At 51.0% G+C, this 26,032-nt stretch carries 22 protein-coding genes and 2 pseudogenes; 7 read left to right on the top strand and 17 right to left on the bottom strand.

The genetic code is table 11. The features are described from left to right. The 3 genes and pseudogenes from VFS25_RS08415 to VFS25_RS08405 form a co-directional block, all read right to left on the bottom strand. A pseudogene (locus VFS25_RS08415) lies at positions 1–322 on the bottom strand (RagB/SusD family nutrient uptake outer membrane protein); the annotation flags it as partial. 66 nt (positions 323–388) lie between these two features. Beyond that, positions 389–3,463 (bottom strand): TonB-dependent receptor, encoded by a 3,075-nt coding sequence (locus tag VFS25_RS08410; RefSeq protein WP_326461686.1) that lies wholly within the window; start codon positions 3,461–3,463, stop codon positions 389–391. A 198-nt stretch (positions 3,464–3,661) separates the two neighbouring features. Next, positions 3,662–4,924: a GH36-type glycosyl hydrolase domain-containing protein gene (locus VFS25_RS08405; RefSeq protein ID WP_326461685.1), complete on the bottom strand. Its 1,263-nt coding sequence runs from the start codon at positions 4,922–4,924 to the stop codon at positions 3,662–3,664. A 333-nt stretch (positions 4,925–5,257) separates the two neighbouring features. On the opposite strand from VFS25_RS08405, the gene VFS25_RS08400 reads away from it, so the two are divergent. Further along, entirely contained in the window at positions 5,258–5,959 is a 702-nt protein-coding gene (locus VFS25_RS08400; protein ID WP_326461684.1) for a GntR family transcriptional regulator, read from the top strand. 61 nt (positions 5,960–6,020) lie between these two features. Here VFS25_RS08400 and VFS25_RS08395 read toward each other — a convergent pair whose 3' ends face one another. The 9 genes from VFS25_RS08395 to VFS25_RS08355 form a co-directional block, all read right to left on the bottom strand. Next, positions 6,021–6,917 (bottom strand): alpha/beta hydrolase, encoded by an 897-nt coding sequence (locus tag VFS25_RS08395; protein ID WP_326461683.1) that lies wholly within the window; start codon positions 6,915–6,917, stop codon positions 6,021–6,023. Positions 6,918–7,050: 133 nt separating this feature from the next. Continuing rightward, on the bottom strand, positions 7,051–9,291 hold the full coding sequence (locus VFS25_RS08390) for a nitric-oxide reductase large subunit (RefSeq protein ID WP_326461682.1): 2,241 nt from the start codon (positions 9,289–9,291) through the stop codon (positions 7,051–7,053). 33 nt (positions 9,292–9,324) lie between these two features. Then, the gene (locus VFS25_RS08385) at positions 9,325–9,687 is read right to left on the bottom strand and encodes a group III truncated hemoglobin (protein ID WP_326461681.1); all 363 of its coding nucleotides are present in this window, start codon (positions 9,685–9,687) and stop codon (positions 9,325–9,327) included. Between the two features lie 59 nt (positions 9,688–9,746). Further along, positions 9,747–10,178 carry an Rrf2 family transcriptional regulator gene (locus VFS25_RS08380; RefSeq protein ID WP_326461680.1) on the bottom strand — a complete coding sequence of 144 codons (432 nt, stop codon included), beginning with the start codon at positions 10,176–10,178 and terminating at the stop codon, positions 9,747–9,749. 179 nt (positions 10,179–10,357) lie between these two features. Next, complete coding sequence (locus VFS25_RS08375) at positions 10,358–12,547, bottom strand: DUF4082 domain-containing protein (RefSeq protein ID WP_326461679.1); 2,190 nt, start codon at positions 12,545–12,547, stop codon at positions 10,358–10,360. Positions 12,548–12,826: 279 nt separating this feature from the next. Further along, positions 12,827–13,282 carry a hypothetical protein gene (locus VFS25_RS08370; protein ID WP_326461678.1) on the bottom strand — a complete coding sequence of 152 codons (456 nt, stop codon included), beginning with the start codon at positions 13,280–13,282 and terminating at the stop codon, positions 12,827–12,829. Between the two features lie 11 nt (positions 13,283–13,293). Continuing rightward, the gene (locus VFS25_RS08365; RefSeq protein WP_326461677.1) at positions 13,294–15,126 is read right to left on the bottom strand and encodes a glycoside hydrolase family 9 protein; all 1,833 of its coding nucleotides are present in this window, start codon (positions 15,124–15,126) and stop codon (positions 13,294–13,296) included. A gap of 16 nt (positions 15,127–15,142) precedes the next feature. Then, on the bottom strand, positions 15,143–16,039 hold the full coding sequence (locus VFS25_RS08360) for a hypothetical protein (RefSeq protein ID WP_326461676.1): 897 nt from the start codon (positions 16,037–16,039) through the stop codon (positions 15,143–15,145). A 12-nt stretch (positions 16,040–16,051) separates the two neighbouring features. Then, positions 16,052–16,990: a hypothetical protein gene (locus VFS25_RS08355; RefSeq protein WP_326461675.1), complete on the bottom strand. Its 939-nt coding sequence runs from the start codon at positions 16,988–16,990 to the stop codon at positions 16,052–16,054. Positions 16,991–17,246: 256 nt separating this feature from the next. Here VFS25_RS08355 and VFS25_RS08350 point away from each other — a divergent pair, with 256 nt between their 5' ends. After that, the gene (locus tag VFS25_RS08350; protein WP_326461674.1) at positions 17,247–17,438 is read left to right on the top strand and encodes a hypothetical protein; all 192 of its coding nucleotides are present in this window, start codon (positions 17,247–17,249) and stop codon (positions 17,436–17,438) included. 82 nt (positions 17,439–17,520) lie between these two features. Here the strand turns inward: VFS25_RS08350 and VFS25_RS08345 are convergent, their stop codons facing one another. Then, complete coding sequence (locus VFS25_RS08345) at positions 17,521–17,916, bottom strand: nuclear transport factor 2 family protein (protein ID WP_326461673.1); 396 nt, start codon at positions 17,914–17,916, stop codon at positions 17,521–17,523. Between the two features lie 144 nt (positions 17,917–18,060). On the opposite strand from VFS25_RS08345, the gene VFS25_RS08340 reads away from it, so the two are divergent. The 3 genes from VFS25_RS08340 (at position 18,061) to VFS25_RS08330 (ending at position 20,138) form a co-directional block, all read left to right on the top strand. Next, positions 18,061–18,504: a hypothetical protein gene (locus VFS25_RS08340; protein ID WP_326461672.1), complete on the top strand. Its 444-nt coding sequence runs from the start codon at positions 18,061–18,063 to the stop codon at positions 18,502–18,504. A gap of 141 nt (positions 18,505–18,645) precedes the next feature. Further along, complete coding sequence (locus tag VFS25_RS08335) at positions 18,646–19,236, top strand: TetR/AcrR family transcriptional regulator (protein ID WP_326461671.1); 591 nt, start codon at positions 18,646–18,648, stop codon at positions 19,234–19,236. Between the two features lie 32 nt (positions 19,237–19,268). Then, complete coding sequence (locus tag VFS25_RS08330) at positions 19,269–20,138, top strand: alpha/beta hydrolase (RefSeq protein WP_326461670.1); 870 nt, start codon at positions 19,269–19,271, stop codon at positions 20,136–20,138. A 6-nt stretch (positions 20,139–20,144) separates the two neighbouring features. Here VFS25_RS08330 and VFS25_RS08325 read toward each other — a convergent pair whose 3' ends face one another. Beyond that, positions 20,145–20,576: a hypothetical protein gene (locus VFS25_RS08325; protein ID WP_326461669.1), complete on the bottom strand. Its 432-nt coding sequence runs from the start codon at positions 20,574–20,576 to the stop codon at positions 20,145–20,147. A 128-nt stretch (positions 20,577–20,704) separates the two neighbouring features. On the opposite strand from VFS25_RS08325, the gene VFS25_RS08320 reads away from it, so the two are divergent. Continuing rightward, positions 20,705–21,745 carry a sugar phosphate isomerase/epimerase family protein gene (locus tag VFS25_RS08320; protein ID WP_326461668.1) on the top strand — a complete coding sequence of 347 codons (1,041 nt, stop codon included), beginning with the start codon at positions 20,705–20,707 and terminating at the stop codon, positions 21,743–21,745. A 61-nt stretch (positions 21,746–21,806) separates the two neighbouring features. Here the strand turns inward: VFS25_RS08320 and VFS25_RS08315 are convergent, their stop codons facing one another. Continuing rightward, positions 21,807–22,592 (bottom strand): FecR family protein, encoded by a 786-nt coding sequence (locus VFS25_RS08315; RefSeq protein WP_326461667.1) that lies wholly within the window; start codon positions 22,590–22,592, stop codon positions 21,807–21,809. Positions 22,593–22,666: 74 nt separating this feature from the next. On the opposite strand from VFS25_RS08315, the gene VFS25_RS08310 reads away from it, so the two are divergent. Next, on the top strand, positions 22,667–23,848 hold the full coding sequence (locus VFS25_RS08310) for a proline dehydrogenase family protein (RefSeq protein WP_326461666.1): 1,182 nt from the start codon (positions 22,667–22,669) through the stop codon (positions 23,846–23,848). Between the two features lie 182 nt (positions 23,849–24,030). Here the strand turns inward: VFS25_RS08310 and VFS25_RS08305 are convergent, their stop codons facing one another. Then, positions 24,031–25,371, bottom strand: coding sequence for a RagB/SusD family nutrient uptake outer membrane protein (locus VFS25_RS08305; RefSeq protein ID WP_326461665.1), 1,341 nt, complete (start codon positions 25,369–25,371; stop codon positions 24,031–24,033). Between the two features lie 32 nt (positions 25,372–25,403). Beyond that, positions 25,404–26,032: pseudogene (locus tag VFS25_RS08300) on the bottom strand (SusC/RagA family TonB-linked outer membrane protein); the annotation flags it as partial.

Below are 26,032 nucleotides of genomic sequence, written 5' to 3'. Positions count from 1 at the left end.
ACCAGGTATCTACATAAAAAGAGGTGGCGCCGTAGCTCAGGTTCTGGAAGGTTACATAGCCGGTTTGGCCCAGGTCACTGTTGGCTTTACCGGTCATGAACTCCATCAGGTTATAGGTGTTACCACCATAAGAGCCGGACTGGCCGGCCAGGAAGCCTTGCAAATCCTCGTAGCAGCTGTTCGCGAATGCGCGGGCCACTTTAGTGCCGGAAAGCGCGGTGCCTGGTTTAATAAAGCCGGTAGGCTTTTCTTCCAGGAACTTTTTACAGGAAAAGCTCGTTATCACCAGCGCCGCTAATAATATATTTTTTACTGTTTTCATTTTTCTTAGGTTTTTGTTTTCACTTTGGTTTTAAAGGAACATCGTTACATCCATTTCACGAAGCTGTTAAAAGCCCAGTGATACGCCCAGGTTCCACACACGGGGACGGGGGTAGGAGAAGAAATCCAGGTTTTGTGAAAACGCACTGTTTGAACCGTAAGTAGTGTTAAAGGTTTCAACTTCCGGATCATAACCGGTGTAATCCGTGATCACGAACAGGTTCTGTACACTGGCGTATACGCGTAACCGGTTGATCTTGGTACGGCCGAACATAGATTCAGGGAAAGTATAGCCCAGTACAAAGTTCTGACCGCGGATGAAAGATGCATCCTCAACCCACCAGGTATCAAAGTGAGAGTCCTGGGTGAATTTATAGCTGCGTACCTGTGCAATCATTGTATTCTGGTGCTCAGGCGTCCAGGCATCCAGCACTGTTTTCAGGCTGTTGGCCAGGGTCTGGCGGTCTTCTGTTGAGTGCTTGAAGGTAGCGGCAGCATTTACGCCTTCTACTATACGAATGTCGAAGGAGAAATCCCAGTTTTTATATTTCAGGGTGCTGCTGAACATACCGGTCCATTTCGGGTAAGCGCGGCCTATGATGCTGTAGTACGGAGTACCGTCGGCATTGTAAATGTACTTGCGGTCGCCGGGCAGCAGGCTGTGTTTGGCTGCTTCCTCAGCTTCGTCGGTGCTGTAGGTGCCCAGGCGGGTCATACCATAGAAGGAACCGATGGGATAGCCTACGCGCAGCACGTTGGTTTGGCCCAGGAAGTTAGGACCAGGGAAGATGTCTGCATTACCACGGTTCAGCTTCAGGATCTCGTTCTTATTAGAAGTGAAGATGAAGTTGGTGGTCCAGGTCAGGTTCTTGCTCTTGATGTTGGTGGTTTGCAGGTTTACTTCAATACCGCTGTTACGTACAGAACCTACGTTCTGGTAAACGTTGGCGGTACGCATACCGGCAGACCAGGGAATGGGCGCCTGCAGCAGCAGGTCCTTGGTGGTACGGCGGTAGTAATCCAGGTTCAGGTTAACGCGGCCTTCAAAAGCTGCGAATTCCAAACCAGCATCAAACTGTACGGAACGTTCCCATTTCAGGTCAGGGTTGCCAATGTAACCGGGCAGCAGGATAGATGCGTTAGCGCCACCCAGCGGGGTGTTGTCGGCTACGATCTGCGGCTGTGAAAGGTACTGGCCAATTTCCTGGTTACCGGAAATACCATAGCTGGCGCGCAGTTTCAGCAGGTTAACCCAGCTAACCTGCTTCATGAAGTCTTCCTGGCTGATGTTCCAGCCGGCGCCTACTGAAGGGAAGAAAGCGTACTTGTTGTTCTCACCAAAACGGGAAGAACCGTCGTACCTGCCGGTGGCGGTGAACAGGTACTTGTCGCTGATGTTATAGGTAACACGCGCAAAGTAAGAGTTCATGGCCCACTCGTAATCGCCGGAGCCAATGGCCTGGCGTACGGAACCTGCATTCAGGTTATGGTACTGGAAGAAATCACTGATGAAGTTCTGTTCTTCTGTATTGAAGTTTTCGTTGTTATACTTCTGGAAAGAGATACCTACCAGGGCGGTCATGCGGTGGTGGTCATTGATCTGCTTATTCCAGGTCAGGTAGTTTTCAGACTGCCAGTAAGTGTTGGTGTTGTTGTTAATGGTGGCAACACCGCCCTGGTCTGCTGACAGGTGAGGCAGATCAGCTGCTGAGAAGAAGTTGGCCTTGGTTGAGTTCAGGTTATAACCAAAGTCTGTTTTAAAGTCCAGGCCACTGGCTATATGAAAGTTCAGGTAAGCATCGCCGATGGCCTGCAGGTTGTTGTTGATGGTGTACCTGTTGTTGGCAATGTGCACCGGGTTGGGACCGCCTTCCAGGCCATCAATATCAAAGTTGCCTGCCCAGGAGCCGTCAGGATATTTTACCGGTAAAATGGGTACTTCCTCACTCACCATGCGGGGTACGTTCAGGGCGCCGTTAGCGTCCGATACTACGCGCTGTTTGCTGGAAACAACGGAAATGTTACCGCCTACGCTCAGCCATTTGTTAACGTCGTTATCAAAGGTGAGGCGGGTAGAGTAACGTTTGAACCATGACTGTGTCATCAGACCATCCTGGTCAAGGTAGCCCAGTGATAAGCTGTACATGGATTTATCACTACCACCCTGCACATTCAGGTAATGGCTGTGAGATACGGCCGGCTTGTAAGTTTCTTTTTCCCAGTTGGTGTTGTACAGCGGTTTGTCGTTTGCATCAAACAGCAAAGGGAAATTAGTGTGGTTCAGCGCTTTGGGAGGCGCCCAGGTGCCGTGGTCCGGGTCAAATTTGGTAGCGTTGGCAAAGGCCAGGTTGTACACCTGCACAAACTCGTCAGAATTCAGCGTAGGTACATGGCGATACAGCTCGCTTACGTTTACGTTACCTTCATAGCTTACCCGGGTAGGACCGCCGCGTATACCGCGTTTGGTGGTTACCAGTATTACGCCGTTTGCGCCGCGTGCACCGAAGATAGCGGTAGAGGAGGCGTCTTTCAGCACTTCAATGGAAGCAATGTCGCTGGGGTTCAGCGCATTGGCGTCCACGCCTATCACACCATCCACTACATACAGCGGGTCAATGTTGGAGTTGATGGAACCAATACCGCGCACGCGCACCTTGGCTACCTGGCCGGGGGCGCTGCTGTTGATGTTCACATCCACACCGGCCACTTTACCCTGCAGGGCCTGTGATACGTTGGGCACGGGCCTGTCCATCAGCTGTTCGGCTTTTACCGTGGCTACAGAACCGGTCAGGTCCGATTTTTTGGCGGTACCGTAACCAATCACCACCACGTCGTTCAGCTGGCTGATGTTTTCGGCCAGCGTTACCGTGATGTTGGTTTGGCTGCCTACCGTTACTTCTTTGGTTTCATAACCTGTGAAGGAGAAAACCAGTACAGCGCTGGCATCGGGCACCTGTATATTGAACGTACCACTTTCAGAGGTAATGGTACCGTTGCTGGTGCCCTTTATCTGGATTGTCACGTTTGGCAGCGGCGTTTTATCCGTTGCACTGAGTACCCGCCCGCTTACTTTAAGCTGGGCCATTGCATTTATGGAGAGCAACATACATGCAATGGCATAATAGATAAACTTTTTTTTCATAACAGGTATTTTGGTTTTACGAATAGATGGCTTGTTTACGAATAGATGATTGTTTTACGAATAGATGATTTGTTAACGAAAAGATGGTTTTAGTTTTAATTTGGTTTTTTAATTTGTTTCCGCGTGGTTGTTGAATTTTGGTTTAAGAAAAGATATTCATTCATTCACATTCATTCACATGTTTACAGGGCGGGTGGCTTATTTATGCGCAGTAGCCCATTGTTTCAACAGCGTAATGGCGTCGTACAGTACGCCTGCTTCACCCCTGAAATCCCCTGATCCTTTTGGTTCACCGGTTTGTACATCATACCATTCATGGAACCCATTGTATTTAAGGGTTCTTTCCAAAATGGGATTCAGCTCGGTGATAGCTTCCTTTATAAATCCATTCACAATAAGCGCTTGTATCATACGTCCACCAAACCAGGTCCAGTCGCCTGCGTTCTGGTATACGTAAGGTTTCATGTTCCGGAATTCCGTGACCGGGTAGGGCGGGTACACGGTAATACCGATAGTGGCATATTTTTCTTTGGCCGCAGCCTGCACCATTTGCCGGTTAATGGCTGCAATTTCGGCATGGTCGTGAAAGCCGGCCAGTATGGCGCAGGCAGTGCCGCCGGTGTACAGGATCTGCTGCTCGTTAAACGCTGCAGAGAACGGGCTGCCGTTCAGGTACAGGTGTGGTATATACTTTTGCGCCGCGGGCTGCCACAGGTACTGGCGTACGTGCCGGCGCACCTGTTCCGCAACGTTTTTCCAGTCTTTGGAGGGCTGATAGTCCTTTGGCGCCATGTCCAGGAAATCCTGCAGCGCCATTACAAACATGGCGTTGTCATAAATATCAACCGCCCATTTTGTTTTGCTGTTAATAGCCACACCCCAGCCGTTTTCCGGCTGTACATCGCCCCAGTCAATGGTAGTGGCGCCGGTGACCAGCCCGTATTTTTCAGACCATCTTTCTTTCAGCAGGTAGCTGAAAGCTGCCTCCATGCGCTGCAGCACCGTGCTGTCGCCTACTTTCTCCTGTAAAATGGAACGGTCGCCGGTAACATCAATATATTTTTTTACTGCCTGTACCAGTGACGATTCCTGGTCTGTTTCTACCGTGTTCTTATGCGCAGCCCATCCGGGCGCCAGGGTGGAATACCTGTATTGATAGCCTCCGTGCGCTTTGCGGGAGTCAATCATACCATCCACTATATTACCGTTGCTGCCTTGCATTTTGAAGAAAAGCAACAGCATTTCCTTCACTTTTTCTTTTGGATGCACCTGTAGTGATCCTTTAATGAAGGTATTGAAATCACGTATCCATACTTCCCCATAGGAAGTGCCTGCGGCAAAGCTGTTAAGTAAACGGAGCGCGCGTGCCTGTATAGTATCTAAACGGCCGTCGGCCAGTATTGACGTGGCTATTGTACTATTGTTCCTGTTCTGTGAATACCCGCTAAAAGCTTTTAGCAATAAACATGTTAAGCAAACTATAACGGGAATTGTAAAGATGCGCCTCATTAGCATGGCCTGGCCCCCTTTAGTTATGTACAAACATATAAACATAAATTTACTTTTGCAAAGAATTCTTAAAAATAAGTTAAATAAACTAAAATCAAATTCTTAGATTGATAGTCAACTATTTATATAGGGCATAGGAATAATTGTTAGAGTGGTATTGCCGTGTTTCCCTTAACTTTGATCGTACATACTATCTTATGCTTTCATATTCCTGCAGCTATATTTTTATTCATTTATGTTTGATCTATTGCGAACATGAACTTTAGTATTGATCACAAAAATCCCTTGCCGCTCCACGTTCAGGCGGAAAACTTACTGCGTACCATCATCCGGGACCCGCAGTACGCCAATGGCAAGTTTTTACCCAATGAAGTGCAGCTGGCAAAGCAGCTCGCCATTTCACGGTCCACGTTGCGACAGGCTTTAAACAAACTGGTGTATGAAGGGTTGCTGATCCGGAAAAAAGGAGTAGGCACCAAGGTAGCAGAGCCTACCATCAGCTCCAAATCCAAGAATTGGCTCAGCTTTACACAGGAAATGAATGCCCGCGGCATTATGATCAGGAATTTTGAGCTGCATGTAACCTGGGTTACCCCCGACGATGCAGTGGCCAATTTTTTTGACATCAGCACCAGCAAGAAAATACTGAAGCTGGAACGGCTGCGCGGAAAGGCAGAAGGGCCTTTCGTGTATTTCATTTCCTACTTTCATCCACGGGTAGGACTAACGGGGGAGGAAGATTTTAAACGCCCGCTGTACGACATCCTGGAAAAGGATTACATGGTAACAGCCACCCTTTCCAAGGAGGAGATCTTTGCCCGGTCGGCCGACAAATTCCTGGCTGCGAAGCTGGAGGTGGAATACGGCAGCCCAATCCTTTGCCGGAAAAGGTATGTGTATGACCAGGGGGAGCGGCCCATTGAGTTTAACCTGGGCTATTACCGGGCAGACAGTTTTGTTTATACCGTGGAAAGCCGGCGTGACTGAACCCGCTGTATTTGCCGGCAGTATTTTCCGCAATACCGTTTTTATTAACCCGGCTTCATAATTATTGGGAATGTTTTGCCGTGTTCACGCGCGGCGAAATGTTACTGTCTGCCAGCCAGTTGGTAAGCAGCGAAGGCCATGCTTTCAGCGATTTTAAGTTAGAGCGGTAACCCATATTAAAAGCATGGTTGCCGTTGGCAAATATATGCGCCTCTACCGGCACTTTGGCGGCCCGGTAACGTTCCAGCAGCTGTACAATGGGTACGGAGCAGCATTCATCGTCATTGGCGGCAATTAAAAAAGCCGGCGGCGCATTAGCCGGCACCTGCTGCGGCACGCCTAACGGGCCGGGATATACGAGTATCTGGAAATCCGGTTTGCCGTTCAGCCGGTCTACCGGGTCCTGGGCATTGGGATCGCCGGCTCCGGGCTGGTAGGCTACCTGGGCTACTACCTCACCGCCGGCTGAAAAGCCCCATATACCTACGTGGCTGGTATCAATATTCCATTCTGCAGCATGGCTGCGTACCAGGCGTATGGCGCGGTAAGCATCCTGCCGGATCTCTTTTTCCAGTGTATACGGCGAATTTTCTTCCCGGAACAGCCGGTACTTTAAGATAATGGCGGCAACACCAATGCTGTTCAGGTAATGCGCAGGGGCTACGCCTTCGGATGTGTACACCAGCAACCGGTGCCCGCCGCCGGGGCATATTACCACCGCTGCTCCCGTGGCTTTTTCCTTAGGCGGCAGGTATACGGTAATGGAGGGATTGTGTATATTTTTTACATAGTAGTCCTTTGCCTCTTCCGGCTCATTGCGGCGGCGCTCATACCCGGGCGCGCCGTTGGGCCATAAATGAATAACCTGCGGGGTGTCCTGCGCCACCTGGGCTATGGCAGCGCATACGAGCAACGAATAAACAGCTGTTTGCAGTAAAAACCTGGTAAACGTGGGCATGTGCGTAGTTTTGAAGGTTATGGGAATTGAGGATAACAAAATAATAAAAAACCGTTACAAACGGCGGGGCGCTTTTGGCGCCTGCGCCGCTGTAACGGTAGGATGGCCGGCAATCCCTCAATGGCTCATTCAGCTAACGATCTTCTTTCAGCGACCATCCTGTTTTTAAACCTATTATGAAAAACACCAAAAGTACTTCTCCCAAAGCCAGTATAATGTCGCCCGGCACACGCAGCCAGCGTAGCAGCTGCATGGTGTCTGTATGCATGAACGCTGCGGAGCGTGCATACCAGTAGCCGTGTTGTATAGATGCGATTGCCTGTAATATGCCCATAGGCAGTATGCTAATGGTAACCATTACCAGCAGGCCTATGTTAATGCACCAGAATGACCAGGCCAGCAGCCTGTTGTTCCAGTGCTTTTGCGGGTACAGGCCACGCAGCACAAACAGCATCAGGCCTATGCCCAGTATGCCGTACACGCCAAACAAAGCAGTGTGCCCGTGCACGGCGGTGGTGTTAAGCCCCTGTATGTAATACAGCGCAATGGGCGGGTTAATGGCAAACCCGAAAATGCCCGCACCCAGGAAGTTCCAGAAACACATGGCAATAAAGCAGTAAATAGGCCATTTGTAAGCTTTGATCCATTCTGCAGAGCGGCTGAGCGTATAGTTATGATAAGCTTCATAACCGATAAGCACCAGCGGCACCAGTTCCAGCGCGCTGAAGGTAGCGCCCAGCGCCAGCACTACTGTAGGCGTAGCGCTGAAGTAAAGATGGTGGAACGTGCCTATGATACCGCCAAACAGGAACACAATGGTAGAGAACAGCACCGCGGTGGTTGCCGGCTTAATACGCAGCAATCCCAGGCGGCAGAAAAGAAAGGCGGCAACCACGGTGGCAAATACCTCAAAAAATCCTTCTACCCACAGGTGCACTACCCACCAGCGCCAGTATTCCGCAACGGCCATGTGTGTTTGCCGCCCGTACATTAAGCCGGCTGCATAAAACACCGCAATGGCTATGGATGCAATTACAAACAGGGTTAGCAAATGGCGGCTTTCGTCTTTTTTGCGCAGGGCCGGCAGCAGGGCGCGCAGCATCAGCACCAGCCATATCACCAACCCTGCCAGCAGCAATATTTGCCATATACGGCCCAGCTCAATGTATTCATAACCCTGGTGCCCCCAGAGGAAATTATTAACCAGCCCTAACTTTTGCATTACGCCCAGCCACTGGCCTGTAAGGGAACCGCCCACTACCACCACCAGCGCGCCGAATAAAACGTTTACGCCTAAACGCTGGTAGCGGGGTTCATGGCCAGATACTGCCGGTGCAATATATAAGCCGGTGGCCAGCCAGGAGGTGGCTATCCAGAAAATGGCCAGCTGCACATGCCAGCTGCGGGACACGGAGGCCGGCAGGAATTTATCCAGCGGCAGTCCGTAAAAGGCGCTGCCTTCCACGCCGTAGTGCGCTGTTATAACCCCGGCTGCCATTTGTACAATAATCAGGAGGCTCACAATCCAGAAGTATTTCAGCGTGGCTTTCATAGAAGGGGTAACAGGTGCATTGCGCAGCGGGTCTGCAGCCGGCAGCTGCACCGTTTCCTCATCTTTATTGTTGGCGTGGTATAATATCAGCAGGGCCACGCCGGCCAGCAGCAGCAATATGCTAAAACCAGACCATACGTGCAGGGCGGCAGCAGGCACATTACCCACTGTTTCATCGCCCGGCCAGTTATTGGTATAGGTAATGTTGCTGCCCGGCCTTTCGGTGATGCATACCCAGGTGGTCCAGGCAAAAAAGGCGTTCATTTTGCGCATGCGCTCCGGGTCTTTGATAGTAGCCTTTGGAATGGCATACTGCCCGCGCAGCACATCAAACTGCGGATCGGTCATGAATAAGCCGGCATAGTAGTCAGAAAGCTGCCGGAAGGCTTTTGTGCGCGCGTTGGAAAACACAATGCTTTGCTGCTGCTCGTTAAATGTATTTTTGCGTATAGTGGTCTTTAAGCGTTCTTTATACAAGGCCTGCTCATCGGCCGGCAGGCTGGCATATGCCTTGCCGTCTGCTGCGGCCAGCTCCTGCAGTATTATTTCAGATTCGCGGTGCAGGTAATCGGCCGTCCAGTCGGGCGCAATATAGCTGCCGTGCCCCCATATGCTGCCTACGGTTTGCCCGCCTATTGATTGCCATATGTTTTGCCCGTCTTTAATATCCTGCCCGGTGAACAGGGTATTGCCCTGTGCGTCCACCACCTTTCCGGGGATGGGGGGCAGCTTGTGATAAATGTCGGTTCCAAAGTAGATCAGGACGGCAAAAGAGGAAATTAATACCAAAGCAAGTCCTATCCATAGTTTTCGTACGGTCATGTCAGGTAGATTATATGTTAGATGAGAGTTGTGTTAGCCCGGGATGCGCATTACGTGTATCATGATGCGGGCAATGCTGGCGGCCCTTTTCTTGGCATTTTCCGCTATTTCTCCCTCAAACAGCTCGTCCAGTGTGGCATGGAACAGCTGCAGCCAGCGGTCAAAATGCGTTTTTTCGAGGGGAAGCGGTATATGCTTGCTCATAGGATCGTCTTTGTATTGCTTGGTATACAGCAGCAGGGTGCTCCAGAAGCGGCACATGGTTTCCAGGTGTGGCGTCCAGTCTTTGATGACTGCGTTAAAAACAGGCGCCAGCAGATCGTCCTGTCGTACTTTATCGTAGAAGGTATGTACCAGTGTATGTATATCTGCTTCTGTGCTTATATCCGTTTTCATGATTATCGCTAAAATATATTAATACCTTTTTGTCTTTTATTATTGCAAAAAAAGGGACGTTACCTTTTCAGGAACCCGATGCTTTCTTCCAGCTGCGCATGAAACTCGCCCAACCGGATAGATTGCAGGGTTTTGTAGATGTCTGCCCTTATTTTCTTAAACTCGTGGTGCACGGGGCAGGGCCTTGCATCGGAGCAGTATTCCAGCCCCAGCCCGCAACCCAGGAACAGCTTGTCGCCGTCCACTGCTTTTACTATATCGGCCAGGGTACACTTCAGTGTTTTATTATCCAGGTAAAAGCCGCCGGTAGGGCCTTTCAGGGAAAGCACCAGTCCCTTGCGGCTCAGCTCCTGTAATATTTTGGCAATGAAATGTTCCGGCGAGCCAATGCCTTTGGCTATCTCTTTCACACCTACCCGTACATCATCCTTTGATTGCTGTGCAATAAAGATCAGGGCGCGTATGGCATATTCACAGGTTTTTGAGAACATTTCCAGTTAGTTTACGACGCAAAGATAGGAGGAAAAAAATAATAAAAGACTATTTTGTCTTTTATTGGAAAAATAATTTTGACGGGTAGTGGCGGGCGCTGCGGCGGCAAAAAAAAGAGGCTGCCCAATAATGAGCAGCCTCCAGTGTTTCACTTGCAGAGCGCGGTGTTTACCGCTTATTATTTGATCTTAATGAGCTTGATGGTTTTGCGCTGGCTGTCCTGCACCACTTCCAGGAAGTAATTGCCGGGCGATAATGATTGCCCGAACTGGAAAGAGCTGTTGGGCGCTACGGTGCGGTGGCTTTCCACAATGCGGCCGTAGGTATCAAGCACGTTCACCAGCAAAAGTTTGTCGTTATTGGGGGTGGTGCTTACCAGCTCAAAGTAATCGGAGCTGGGGTTAGGCATCACCTTTATGCTTAATTCAGTGGCTGCAGGTTTCAACGGGGCAGCGGGCTTCAGGGCTTCCTTAGCCTGCTGTGTCATACGGCTGTTGCCTTTACAGTTAATAGCCACCTCTTTCAGCACCGGCGTAATCTTGGTGTCGGTGGTTTTAAGCGTTGCTTTATACTGTATATAGCGTCCGCTGATGCCGGCAGCTTCTCCCGGTGCGGTAATTGGCTTAAAGGTTAGCCAGGAGCCATCGTTCGGGTTGGGAGTGGTGCCGCTGCTAACGGAAATGGATATACTGGTGCCCGGCGGCGTGTCTGCATGCCAGGTAACGGCGCCCCAGTCAGTAGCGTCGCCGGCATCGAACACACGGGAGGTAAAGCTGCCTTCCGCCGCATACGGCGCAATGTGCATCCAGTCTATAGATAAAGCGCCGTCTGTGCTGGCGTAGTCGCTTATCTGCACATACATTTTTGACGTAAGCGTCATATTAATCGTGGCGGCTGGTTTGGGATTATCATCTATAAAAAACTCAAAGCTGGCCGGGTTCCATTTGATCTTATAACGGTGCATTGAGTCCAGCAGGTTGGAGCCCAGGTTTACCGAAACGTTGTTGGAGGCGCGCGCATACAGGTTGCCGTCGCCCGAGCCCTGGCCAATGGTTATCCATGGACCGTCCACATAAGGCTGATCAATTGACCAGCCAATGTTCTGGTAGGCGCCGGCTGTATAAGTAGCTGCAAACTCCATCGTGGCGCCCGGTTCGTAGGTATGATCGGAAAATATGTGTATGCCGCTGGCGGTTATCACCCCGTTGTTGTTGGATGCTGTGCCATCGCTGTTATAGCGGGCGCCGGTCCAGCCATCGGGAATGGTTTTCACCAGGCTTAAAAATTCTTCACTTACCGCCGGCTGCAGGGTAACTGCGCCACTGGCGGTAACGGCCGTGCCTATATCCGGGTTGCCGAGGTTAAATCCTTGCTGCGAATTATCAATAGCGCAGGGCGCTTCCGCAAGCATGAACTTTAATGGCGGCGCAACTGCTGACGGCTTGGTGGTAATGTTACCGGCTTTGTCTTTGGAAGACACGCGGTAGTAATAAGTTACGCCAGGCACCAGGCCGCTCACGCGCACGGCGTGCTCTTTGATTGCCCGGGCGTCTGCTGTTTGCAGCGACAGGTTCTCCGCGCTTATATTATAATGCACGGCGGCATCTGCATTTTCATTGGTGGTCCAGTGAATGGTAACAGTGCCATCCGGGTTAGATACTGCTTTTAGCGCATTAATGGCCGGCCCTGTGGTATCTGCAGCGCTGGTACGGTGGCTGCCCGCATCGGTGGTTATTACCGGGCTGTTGGCGTCTGGTATAAACACTACATCTACCCAGTAGTTGTTAGTGCCGAAATTATCGCCCGGGAAAGCCGGTTTATCCGCATATTTATAAACGCCGTTAGGACCGTCTTCTCCACTGGCCAGCGCGTGTATAGGCCCGTTCACCACGCCTTTCGTAAAGTAAGGGTTGGTGCTGGAGTAATCGCCCCCGCCGCTGAAATAAGCGGCTATATAAGTGGTGTTGGCGGCAACGGCCACCGGTTTTTCAAACAATACTTCTGTCCAGCCAACAGCACTGCTGTCGCCTTTAAAGGCTGCTTCTGCCAGCTTTTGACCGGTATGGCTCCAAAGGTGCACCTGGTATTTGCTGTTACCTGCCTTGCTTTTATAAAAACGGATGCCGTTTACCTGCCCCGCCTGTACAGACCTGAACTTTACCCCTACTTCAATAGGCATACCATCATCCACAATGGGCGTTGCAGGTGCATCGGATGCCTGGAAAATAGATGTGTCAACAGCTAAGTTATCTTTTGAATGGTTGGCGGCAACTGACTGCCGGGCAGAAAAAAGAGAGCAAATTACCAGCAAAGAAAGCGACAAACCTGCTTGCTTTCCGTAATCATAGGATAAGGAAGTACGTAACATGTTAGTATTAAGCGCTTTTAATAAAGATATGTTTCTTGGAAGCGGCAAAATACAAATAAAAAAATATAAATAAAAGAAAATATTAATTATTTACTGGTAATCATGTATTTATAGTTTAAGTAACAATCATTTTAGGTAGCATGCAAGTTTTCAGGCGTTTGGCGGGCAGGTTAAAATAATCACATGAAAAAGGGATCAGCCGCAAGGAACAGTTGCAGCGGATTGCGGTAAGCTGGCATGCATACTGCTATTGCCTGCATCTGTACAAAGCAAGCCGCTCTACCGCCGCTTCAACAACAACACAGTACCGGTAATCCAGAACACCAGCTGGCAAAGTAAAAATGTTGCCACACATGCCAGCAGCAGCTTATACAACGTAAAAAGATCAGTAAACGCACCCGGGCCGGAATCACCGGAATAACTGTAATAACGGCGGGGCATTGCATGTTGTAAGCACGCTACAATAATGCCTGCTGCCACCGCGCAAAACAGGGTAACGCCCACCTGCGTCCAGCGCCACGTGCCCGACAGGCATTCGCGCCTGCGCAGCAGCACATGCATTACCCATGTTGTGAACAGCAATGGCAAAAGCAGCGTGATAGCTGTATAGCCGGCGTTTCCGATCACCCAGTAGGTATCGTGCATGTGAACGTCTATGGATGAATTGGCCCATCCAAGCATTACAATAAGGGGCAGGAACAGCAGCAGCTCGGGCAGGCGGAATAAGTTCGTCATATCATCCTGTTTTAATCCGCCAAAGCTACGGCCAGCAAATACCAGGCAGCGTGCGGCAGCCACTGTTCGGCCCAGCGCCAGTCGTAATCCTTACCGGTAGTGGCATAGGAAAGGTTAAAGTCAATATCCTCTTCATTATCTAACCCGCTGGTAATGCCATTTACAATGCCGCCGGGCGCATTGGTATATTCAAAGGTGCCAAAGAAGCCATAGGCAGGGTTATTATGGCCCGTGCCCTGCAGCATGCAGGCATCGTAAGGGTTCAGGCCCAATATCCAGTTCAGCTGGTCCAGCGCAAAGCTTTCCAGGCTGTCGTGCAAAGGCTTATCGTTTTTAAACAGCACCGCTGCCATGCGGGCGGCGCTGGCCATGGAGCTCAGGCGCGCATTTTCTCCCTGCCACCAGGGCGCAGTTTCTGTTGTATGGGGAAAGAAAAAGGAGCTGTGGCGGTTGCCGGTAGTGTCCTGCACCAGCTGGCGGCTGTAGCCAAAGGGGTTGTTTACCTCATGCGTAATTGCCAGCTCAAAAGCCAGTGAGCGTTTGATAACGGCTTTAACCTGCTGCTGTGTATCGCTGCCGGCAATATCATAATATTCCATCAGGGCTACCAGCGGAAAGCCCGCATCTGCAGCGTGAAAGAAAGGGCGGTCCTTGTCATCGGCACGCCAGTAACCGTGATATTTTTTCCAAGATGTAAGGCGCTGCATGAGCTGCGCGGCTCTTTTATCGGCGGCTGTTTTGTACACAGGTTTATTTGTGGTTTTGTACAGCGCGGTGGCAGCCACCAGGGCGCAGTAATCATCTACAATATTTTCCTTGCCGTCGTTTGTCATCACAGCATTCTTCTTTTCCAGGAAATCAAATGCTTCTTCTGCGGCATGCAGGTAATCGGCATTGGTGTACTCACCGGAAGTATCATAGGATGCTGCAATGGCCAGTGCGGCAATGGAAATGCCGGCGCCCGAGCGGTAGCTGGCCTGGTAGCTGTACCAGTCATCGCCGGCGGTTTTTTTATCCGCCGCCTGGTCTTTCGATTTTTTAATGCTGTAGCCCATTTCCCTGCCGGCCACCACGCGGTCTTTTGCCAGCTTGCCCGGGCCGGGGGCTGATACGGAGCGGTAAAAAGAACCGTTGGCCGGGTGTATGCGGGTCAGGTAATCTGCGCCGTACATGGCTTCATCCAGCAGGCGGCGGTTATACTGCCGGTAATCGGTGCCGCTTTTCCTGCGCAGCAGGCCATAGGTTTTTAACAGGCTCCACACGGTAAGGGAAATCTGCTGCGGATTAAAGTAAGTAGAGAACGAAAGGTGCGAAAGATGTTTGCCATAGTCGCCGGTAGCATCATACCAGCCGCCATGCATATCCACGGTATCGGTTCTGCCGGCCAGCAGCAGGTGATGGTCGGCCTGGTCCAGCAGGCCGGAGCTGCGCTGTCCTTTAAAGTAATAGATCACATCGGAAATGGTAGCCTGCTCCAGTACATTTTTGCCAATGCGGAACGGGTAGGAGGTGACTGGTTGGCCGGCAGCCGTTATTTGCAGCTGGTAAGTACCGGGCGTGGTAAAGCTGCTGAAATCCAGGGTCCAGAAAACCCAGTTTTTCCAGTGCCGCACCGGGCCGGTAAATACGGTTTTGCCGGTGTATACTGTTTTGCCGGTTGCGGCGTCCTGCAGCAGGAAGCTGTTTATGCGCAGCTGTTTGCCGGCAACAATCACGGCCTGCTTGGCCCTGGTGTTTTCATACCCAACGTGGTTAGTAACAATTTTAACGGATTGGGCGCCCAGGTAAAAGGGAATGCATAGCAACAGCAGAAAAAGGCTGCTCTTTTTATTTTGATATAACATAGCAATTTGTTGGGGCCTACTCATGCAGCCAGCAGCCAAAGCCCCTGAATTTTGATGATAAATACCACTGGCTGGTTACGGCCCTTTTGTTTTTGGCCCCGGCCTGGCTTTGCAGCACCATGGTAACCTGGCCGCCTACACGTATTGCCTTATTGGCTGCGTCTTCCGGAATTACGGCCACAATATGGCCGGACAGGGACAGCACGGTGCGCTGTGCTACAATAATGCCTACTTTTCCTTTATTCACCTCTTCCTGGAAAGCGGTGAGGTCAAACATACGCTGCCAGCCAAAATCATCCCCGAAATCATTGAACCAGTTGTACAGGCCATTGGCTGTTATTTCATTAATGGTATCGCCATAGGTAACCGGTACGGTTTCTCCTTTAGCCAGGCGCGTAAGGGCTTTGCCGCTCCACCAAACACGGGGCAGGTAAGCTTTGGCAAGGTAGCAATAATCGTACGCATAAATGTTGCAAAAAGTTTGCTTGTTGGCAGGCAGGTAACGCGGGCTTTTTACCACGTCCAGGAAATTAATGATCTGCCATAGCTGGTTCGCTTTTGTAAGCGCATCTGTTCCCGTGCGCATGGGCATATTGGGCTCATTTAACGGGTAGCTGCGGCCGCTGGTGCGTGAACGGGAAATGCTTTGCGCGGTTTGCATATGCACTTCCTGTACAGCGGCGGCTGTAATATCCGGCAGGTCCGGCGCTACGGCATCCAGGTAGGCCGAGCTTACAAAGCCCTGCAGCTGCCGGCCGCTGAGAGTTGTATTTACAAACACCCAGCCCATGGCCTGGGGGCCGGTAGTTTCTGTTACAAGGGTATCTTGCGGTAATACAGCTATAATGTTGCCGGGTTCTATAGCGGCTGCGCTGCGCAGGCGCAATGCTGTTTTTACTCTGTACTGTGTCATGTTAAATAAGTTTTAGCCCTGGGGTTCAGCATCTTTATGGTCCGGTTCTCCGGTGGCGTCATCATCTGCATCGGGCAGCACATCGTTAATGTCATCTGCCGGTGCAGCGCCGCCTTTAGCGCCGGCTTCCGGCGTAACCGCCACGGTGCTGGCCGGGTCCTGCGCACGTTTATCAGTAGGCAGCTTGTCTTTATAAGGCACCTGCTGCTCTTCCCTTACATTAAACAGGGTTTTAAACAGCTCCTCCAGCTTTTTAGACGCCTCTTTTGAAAACAGGCCTACCATGCAGGCAATTGCCATCATGCCAAAGGGGTTAAGGGGCGGTACCGGCGCCGGTTGCGTAACGGGGGGTATGTTACCGGCTGCTGCGGCAGGCGGCGCGGCCGGGTTTCCGGAAGCATTGCTGCCGGAAGTGTTATTTCCTGAAGTATCATTGCCCGTAGTATCGGCACCGGTAGTATCGCCGGCCGGGGCAGGCGGCGGCCCCTGTACCTTATTGCTGGTATCGGGCTGCGCAGCCGGTGCGTTGGTTTGCGCTACATTGGGAGGCGAGGTGGTGGATGGGCTGTAAGTAAGAATGCCGCCGCGCAGCAGCATGTAAAAGAACAGCGCCATGCCCGCGCCGATAATAGGCCGCAGCATATACCACGGCACCCAGGATGTTACAAAGGCGCGGTTGCCTACAAAGGCGGTAAAGGAAATAAGCAGGTGCACGCTGGCTCCCAGCGCGCCGCCTAATGTCATTAGCAACAGGTACCGGTGTTCGGGCGTAAGCAGGTAGCTGGAGCCGAAAATGCGTACGTTTTCAGGCACGCTGCTGATGCCCGACGGCCATATTTTCAGCACGAGGTACAGTAGCGTAACACCCAGGGCGCCAAAAAACACACTTAACACGGTAAGTAAAACATAATCCTGCGTGGGCTCGGAATTGTCAGGGATATTGCTCTCCATAGATAGCAGTATTTATAAGGGATGATAAAAAAGTTGTTCCTGGATCTTTTGGGGCGTGGCGTTGCCACTGCATTCAGGTACCGAATATACGGAATATTATTACAAACAATAGCCGTTTGGTTAAAAAGAGAAAAGGAACTATCCATTCCCCCGTTTGTGAAGGCAGGCGGCCGCCCAAACCTGTATGCCCGTATGCTGCGGCTTTATGCCTGGTGCTGTACAAAAATTCGTATGCCTGTTATGGTTAGTTTTTGGTATGCCAACGCTTCGCGCGCAGAACAGGATTGTTGTTTTTCAGTCGGATGCGCGGCTGCAGGCCCCTGCCGGCGGCAAGGTGCAGGTAAAGGTGTTCCACATAGGCAGGCCCGTGTACCAGGGGATAATGCCCTATGCGCACACCTTTGGCGATGTGCCCATAGGGCAGCTTTGCCGCCGCTTACCATATTGAAAGCGGCGGCGAGTGAAGCATGGAGATCAGCCGGGCAGCCATAGCGCTATTGAATGGCGGAAGGAGAGCGCAACCGCGGCTGTTAATTACCCCAGAAAGCGTCTTCCTGGGCCATATCGGCCATATAAATTTTAGCCGCTACAATTTTGCCGTCTTCCACCGTATATACGTCAATGTTATCAGTATCAAGCTGCGCGCCGGGACGGCTGGCTTTCCAGCGCAGCAGGCAGGCCGCGCTGTTGCCGTTCACCGCCAGCACCTTTACATCGGCTAACGACATGGTATTTTGCGATACTTCAAACATGCCGCCTACCATCTGAAATACTTCGGCGCTGGTTTGCTTGCGGCCCGAGAAACGGTTGTTGCCGGGTTGCTCCCAGGTAACCTCAGGGTGCAGCAGGGTGCCTAATTTTTCCAGGTTCACCTGTTGTACGGCGGTTACAAATTCATTTACCACTGCTAAAGTTTGCTTTTCCATATAGTGCAAGTTTTTGTTGTGATTGATGGAACAAAACTACTACTGCGGCGCCGCCCGGCTGTTACCCGCAGGCGCCAATGATTTGTCATTTTACGACAGCCTGCCCCGTACCTACAATTGGCCGCTTTTTATATTTTTGCAGCTATGGCGCAAGATACCCTTACTCAAACCACTACTATCCCTGCCGGCAAAGCAGCCGGCGATATGTACAGCATACCGGTAAGCTACCGGCGCATGGAAAACCTGCACATTGTTTTCTGGCTGCTGAAAGATATCAGCTGGTGCATGATCTGGAAGCCGCTGGGCATTGCCATGATATTTCCCACGCTCATCATATCTATTGTAATTGCATGGCGCACCCGCCAGTTTGTATCAGAACTGTGCCACAACCTGGCCATCACCGTATGGATCACTGCCAACTCCTACTGGATGATCAGCGAGTTTATGCACTTTGACGCCGATACTATTACCGGCAATATTACCTACAAGCACCTGGCAGTAATTCCTTTCATGACAGGCGTGGTTATACTGGCCTATTACTACCTGTATTATAAGCCCCGTCATAAGCACGAGGTAGAAACCATGTAGGCGGGTGTAACAGCCTGCTTATACCGGCGCCACATAAGGAGAGGCTGCATCGCTAACTTTTGATGCGGCTTTTTTATGCCTGCAACCGCCGCTTCAAAACTTTATTTTTTATTTTAGACCGATAGGTCTAAATTTATATGTATGAAAAAATCAGACCGCACCCGGCAGCTGATCATAGAAAAGGCAGCGCCTATCTTTAACAGCAAGGGCGCTGCCGGCACCTCCATCAGCGACATTATGGAAGCCACACAGCTGGCCAAAGGCGGCGTGTATGGCAACTTTGACACTAAAGACGACATACTGATCGCAGCCTTTGATCATATTGCCGGCACTCTCAAGGCAAAGCTGGCAGGCATTACTGCGCCGGAGCCTACCATCCGCGGAAAGTTTGAGGCGTTGTTTGCATTTTACAGCAGCTATCCCCTGCATCCGTTTATAGCCGGGGGCTGTCCCATACTGAACTTTGGGGTAGATGCAGATGATACCCACCCCCAGTTGCGCAAACGGGTAAGCAGGCTGATTGCCTATTTCCACGACAGGATTGTGCGACTGGTTACCGCCGGTATTGAACGCGGCGAGTTCAGCCCCCAATGGGATGCGCAGCGTTTTGCCGTTAAAATGTTCACCATGCTGGAAGGCGCAACGCTGGTAAGCCGGGTTAACAACAATAATAAACAAATGAAAATGGTGGTGGGCATGTTAAGGGAGGAGCTGGAACAGCACGCCCTTTGATTTTTTCTATTAATAAACCAATCGGTCTTTTTATGGAGCAGCAACAGGTATTGCCGTTTGCACTTAAAGTATCAGCCTTTGTATTATCCCGGCTGGGCAAGCCTTTTCCGGGATTAACCGCGCGCATGTTCCTCTCTATGTACAGCCGGCCGCCGAAAAGAAAGCTGCGCGAGTCGCACCTGGCAGTAAAGCAAAAGGCGGCAGCTGCTCGTATGCGCTTTAGCCGTTATCCTTTTGATGAACGGCCCATTACCATATATACTTACCGGTGGGGACAACCCGGTAAAAAAATATTGCTGCTGCACGGCTGGGGTGGCAGCCCGTTTGATTTCAGGCAAATGATCACCGCGCTGGTAAACGCAGGCTATGAGGTAATAGGCATAGATGCGCCTGCGCATGGCGCATCGGAAGGCCGGCAAACCAACTTAGTGCAGTGGATGCATGTGCTGGAGCAGCTGCTGGGCCGCATAGGCCCTGTGCATGCCATTGTAGGTCACTCGCTGGGCGGCCTTAGCGCCGCCCTGGCGCTGGTGCACAAGCAGGTACAGGTACCGCGGCTGGTAATGGTTAGCTCGGCGGTAAGCGCACCGGTGTTTTTCCGGGAAACCTTTCAGCTGTTTCGTATTCCCGACCGCGTTATGCCCAGGGTGCAGGAGATTATTATAAAAACGTTGCAGAACGACCTGCGGCAGCTGGACCTTTTCAAACATATTGACCAGATAAAAGCCGGGAAAATACTGATCGCGTACGACGAAAATGACGGTGTGGTAAAACAGGAGCAAATTGAAGATTTCCTGCGGCAATATCCCTCTATACAATCCCTGAAGATCAGCAGCGAAGGGCATTTCCGCATTATGCGCAACGAGCAGGTGATCAGCCGTGTGGTGGCGTTTATGGCGTAAGCTGCATTATTTGCCGAAGTTATAGATCACATCTGTTGAATAAGGTGCAGTGTAATGCCCGGAAAGCTTTAACTGGTGATCAGTTAAAGTTTGAATGGTTAAAGTGTCCAGCTGGAAGATGAACTGTTCATCCACAGAAGTAACAATCTTTGTATCATTCTCTATCAGCTTATAAGCCACTGTATCGGGGAAAGCATTTTTCAGCTGGTAGATTTTACCGGCCGTGGCGTCAAAGGTCCAGTAGTTGCTTTCTGCCGCATAATTCACAGTGTCTTTTTGTATGGCGCCGCTTTGGTTATACGTTCTGTATTGCGTGATCATGGTCCATTTACCGGGCAATGCCTGCCCCGCAGGTTGGTTTTCAACATCATCCTTCTTACTGCAGGAAAAAAGCAGGGAAACACCTGCTAACAGGAAAAGTATTCGGTTCATTTTCATAGGTAATAGGATTATTATGGGACGCAAGATAGTAAAATATTATTAAATATAATAATGTTATGAGCTATTAATGAAGCATTTGTAACCTGGATTTTTGTATTTTGTCCCTTCACCAGAAATCCACGTATATGACCACATCATCCGGCAACCGGCGGGAATTCCTCCGTAAATTAAGTTTGTACACTATGGGCATGGGCATGCTGCCAGGCGTTTTGGCGGCCTGCAATAATGGTAACAGCACCGGCGGAACAGCCGCCGACTCCACCGCGGCTGAAGACAGCACATCCGGTAAAATGGCTGCAGGGCCGTTGTTCTTTAAAATATCACTGGCTGAATGGTCGTTTCACCGGGCGCTGTTTGCCGGTAAAATGAACCATCTCGACTTTCCCGTTAAAGCCAAAAACGATTTCGGGATAGCCGCAGTGGAATATGTTAACCAGTTCTTTAAAGACAAGGCCAAGGATAAAGCCTATTTAACAGCGCTGAAAAAACGCTGCGACGATAACGGCGTACGAAGTGTGCTGATCATGTGCGACGGCGAAGGCGAAATGGGCGACCTGGACGCCAAAAAAAGGATGCAGGCGGTAGAGAACCATTACAAATGGGTAGAGGCCGCCCAGTTCCTGGGCTGTCATGCCATTCGTGTAAATGCGGCAGGAGAGGGCAAACCAGAAGGTGTTTCCAAAGCTGTGATTGAGTCATTGAGCAAGCTGTCTGCATTCGGTAAAGATCATAACATCAACGTGATTGTTGAAAACCACGGCGGCACCTCCTCTAACGGCAAATGGCTGGCCAACGTTATGAAAACTGTGAACATGCCTAACTGCGGCACGCTGCCCGACTTTGGCAACTTTTGCCTGAACCGCACCAAACCGGAAAGCAATACACCTGAAGGATGGGCCAAAACCAAATGCCTGGAAGAATATGACCGTTATGAAGGTGTGCAGGAGCTGATGCCCTTTGCCAAAGGCGTTAGCGCCAAAACCTATGACTTTGATGCTAACGGCAACTGCGTTGAAACGGATTACAGCCGTATGCTCAGGATCGTGAAAGACGCCGGCTACACCGGGCATGTTGGCATTGAGTACGAAGGACAGCAGTTCCCGGAAGAGGAAGGCATCCGCAAAACCCTGGCCCTGCTGCAAAAGGCAGGCGGCGCGTTAAGCTGAAAGCATATGCCGTTATAAATACGTGGCGGTCAAAAGGCATCTTTTGGCCGCCTTATTTTTATTAACGTACATCAATCGTTACCTCATTCCCTTTTATTTCATAGCTGAAATGCGCTACTTTCTGCAATATGTTCAGCGTTTGCTGCAGGGTGTTGTTTTGAAAGCTGGCCGTAATATTCTCCACAGATGATACATTGCCCTCTACGGTAATGGTCACCGCATACCAGTCTTCCAGCTGCCGTACCATTGTCATGAACGGCACATTTTTAAACCGCAGGTCGCCGCGCAGCCAGGTTTCCAGCTCTGCAGGCTGGTAGGTTTCCTTTTCCATCAGGTCAATATCCTTATTGGCCAGCACCATTTGCCCGCGTTCCAGTATCTCCGGCTGGTTATCGGTATCGGAATGGTAGGTTTTGGCTACCCTTACCTTACCTTTTAGCAGGTAAGCCGTAGCGCCCGGCTGCGACGTAAAAGACCGTATGCGGAACGTGGTGCCCAGGGCGGTAATGGTTAGCTTGTCTGTTTTTACAATAAAGGGCTGGCCGTGCGCATTGGGCGCTGCCTCAAAAAAGGCTTCCCCGTCCAGCACTATTTCCCGGCTCTTTTGCGGAAAAGTGGCGGGTACCAGCAGGCGGGAGCCGGCATTCAGGATCACCATGCTGCTGTCTGCCAGCATAAATTTTTTTCGCCCGCCTACCTGTCCCTGGTAAGTGGTATAGGCGGTTTGTGGCTTCAGCAGGCTTTTGACCGGGTCTTCCTTTTGCGTTGGCTGGCATTGCAGATGCATGGCTGCCAGTAATAGCAGGCCTGTGATAGGTAAGGTGTTTTGTACGCTTGTGTTGAACATGACATTTTTACTGGGAGTGTTAAAAATAAACAGATTTTTGTTAAAACAAGGGGCGCCCCTTAACTTTGCGGCCCATGGAAAAGCAGCTTCCGTTGTCGTTTGACAACACCGCTATTGCATTTGAACACAAAACAGATAGGGCGTTGAAAAAGGCCGATTTCCTGTTCAGCAATATTGGCAAACCATGGCTTGTAAAGCTGGGCGCCGTGTTAACCCCCCTGGCCTTTAAATTACGACTGCCGGTAAAAGGTATTATAAAGCACACCATTTTTGACCAGTTCTGCGGCGGCGAAAACCTGCAGGAAGCCGCGCATACCGCCCAGGTGCTGGGCAAGTACCATGTAGGCGCTGCGCTGGATTATGGCGTGGAAGCTATGGAAGGAGAGGAGAACTACGACCATGCAGTGCCGGAGTTTATACGCGCCATTGAATATGCAGCCGGCAATCCCAACATTCCTTTTATTGCCATTAAAGTAACCGGCTTTGCCCGTTTTGGGCTGCTGGAGAAACTACACAGCGGGCAAACACTGAATGCGGCGGAACAGCAGGAGTTTGAAAGGGTGCGGGGCCGCATTAAAACCATTGCGGAAACAGCTGCTAAACATAAGACGGGGTTACTGATTGATGCGGAAGAATCGTGGATCCAGCAGCCGGTAGATGACCTGGCCGATGAAATGATGCACCTTTGCAACCGGCAGCAGGTAATTGTGTACAATACCTTCCAGCTGTACCGCCACGACCGGCTGGAGTTTCTGAAAGCTTCCTTTAATAAGGCGCAGCAGCAGGGGTACCTGTTAGGCGCCAAGCTGGTACGCGGCGCTTATATGGAAAAAGAGCGTAAACGCGCCGGGGAGCTGCACTATCCCTCCCCCATACAACCCCACAAAGCAGCAACCGACAAAGATTATAACGAAGCGGTTACCTTTTGTATAGACCGGCTGGATAAGCTGGCCGTGTTCATCGGCACCCATAACGAGCAAAGCTGCATGCTGGCCGCCCGCCTGCTGGATGCCAAAGGTTTGCCGCATAACCACCCGCACGTTAACTTTTCACAGCTGTTGGGAATGAGCGATAATATCACGTTTAACCTGGCGCATGCCGGTTATCATGTATCTAAATACCTCCCTTATGGCCCGGTAAAGGATGTAATGCCTTACCTCATTCGCCGGGCGCAGGAAAATACTTCCATCTCCGGGCAAATGGGCCGGGAGCTGAGCCTCATCAGGAAAGAGCTGAAACGGAGAGCGGTGAGGTAGGGGCGGAAAGCATAAAGCAAAAAGCAGAAAGCAAAAAGCAGAAAGCAAAAAGCGATTGCCGCGGATGTAATTCCGGTTGATCGCTTTTTGCTTTTATCTTTTAAGGCCTTTGGCGTTGGTTCTTTCTTTTTTTAGTTCCGCCTTCAGCTTTTTATTTTTACTTTTTTACTTTTTACTTTCCACTATTGATTTTCATTCTGCGGTATCGGAAACGCCTGCCATACATCATCGCCCGGCCGGTCAAGCGGCAGGGTGTTCAGGCGGTTATAGCGCCGTAGATCTATCCAGCGGTGCCCTTCATAAAACAGGGAATAGCGGCGCTGCCGCAGCATTTCATCTATGAGCGCAGCTTGTGTAACAGCGCCCGCATAAGGTGCTACATTATGTGCCGTACGTATCCTGTTCAGCGCTACTACCGCATCCGGGAAGGCGTTGGTCTGTATCTTGGCTTCGGCATAAATCAGTATCAGCTCCTCATTACGGATAATGGGAATGGGCGCGGTATTGCTGGTGTAGATCCATACATCCCGGTTGCTGCTTAACCCGTTCTGGCTGGCTGCGGCAGTGCGCAGGGTAGCTTTTTGTATGCGGTCGTCGCCGGGCGTAATGTCCGCTGCATAAGAAGGGTGGGCCACTCTTACCTCACCGGTTACATTCTGTGCAAAGAAACAGGGGTTCAGCTGGTCGCCGCTGCCAGTGCCAAATGTATGATATACGCCGGTGGTAAGGCTGCCGTTCAGGTCAAAGAACGATTCGTTCAGGGCTGCTAATGCCTGCGCCCACTGCTGCCGGTATACCGCTACCCGGGCAGCCAGCGCGCGGTTGAACCGCAGCAGGCCGGCTGCGTCATTAAACCCTGTAAACCCGCTTGACAAAGGAAAAAGCACTGCTGATCCGGTAAAATCGGCTTTGCCGTCTTCCAGCATTTGCGCAATAGAGTCCAACGCTATGTTCCTGGCCACAATAGGCCCGGGCTTTTCAAAATCCTGTACGCTTATGCGGATGCCGTTGGCGTCTGTCATGTTCAGGTTCAGCAACAGCTGGTAAGCCATAATGGTTTTGGCAAAGCCCAGGTAGGCCTTACGCTGCGCATCTGTTATAAAGCTGGAGTTGGCGGCGGCCTGCAACAGTATGTTACACTGTCTTACCACGCGGTAACGCGCTGCCCAGGGATTGGTAATGTAAAAGGTGTTGTTATCCAGCGTTGAGCTGCCGCCGCCCAGCAGCTCCGAGGTAAAGCGCGGTTCAGAGCCTGCAAAGCGGTATATCTCACGCCCTACAATGCCTACGGCGTCGTAATAGGTATTCAGCGTAAAGCGCATGCCCGACTCGGCGCCGGTTACCAGGTTATTCAGCTCTTCCTTGGTAGGGTTGCGGGTAATAGCATCTACCTGTGGTGTGTTCAGGTTCGGTATCTCTCCTTTCTGGCAGGCGGCCAGCATAGCGGTAAAACCGGCCAGCAGCAGGTATTGCAGGAAACGTAGTTTATGCTGCGCAATATATGTAATGAGTGGTTGTTTCATCAGTTAATTTTTTAAGTGTAAAGTAAACCGGCTCAGAAATCAATGCCCACATGAAAGCTCATGCGTTTGGAAGCAGGGAAGGGCGTTACATCCACACCGGTAGATACGCCGTTGCTGCCACGGCTAACGCTGGTGTTAATGGTATTGCTGCCAAAGTTTGACACTTCCGGATCGTAGCCGATGTAATGCGTCCACGTGAACCAGTTGTTGGCAGATGCGCCTACCCGTATGGCTCTTATGTACCGGTTATTCTGAATGGGGAGATTGTAATATAGCCCTATTTCACGGATCCTTACGTAGCTGGCATCCTGTACAAAAATGGCGGCGCTGCCTGCATTCAGGCGCTCGGGACCATCTTTTACGCCATTGCCGTTGGCGTCTGCATCCCAGTCGGGGCTGGTGCCGCCGGCATCCGTAAGCAGCTGTGTAAGGTTAATATTATCCCCGCCTTTTTTCCAGTGCAGCAATACCCGCAGGCTCAGGTTGGAGAACACCTGCACTTCGTTGTAAAAGCTCATCTGGAATTCAGGTTCCGAGTTGCCCAGGGTTACGAACAGGTTTTTACTGGCATCCTGCGGGTCCGGGATAGTGCCCTTTATTTGTGTGGCAGGCTGGCCCTGTTCTATATAAAAGGTGCCCAGCGAGTTGCCGAAAGCGCCCA

This window comes from Chitinophaga sp. (assembly GCF_035761305.1).
In the GTDB taxonomy this organism is placed as follows: domain Bacteria; phylum Bacteroidota; class Bacteroidia; order Chitinophagales; family Chitinophagaceae; genus Chitinophaga.
Note: the sequence above shows the minus strand (reverse complement) of the source record. Positions and strands in the feature narration are given on the sequence as shown.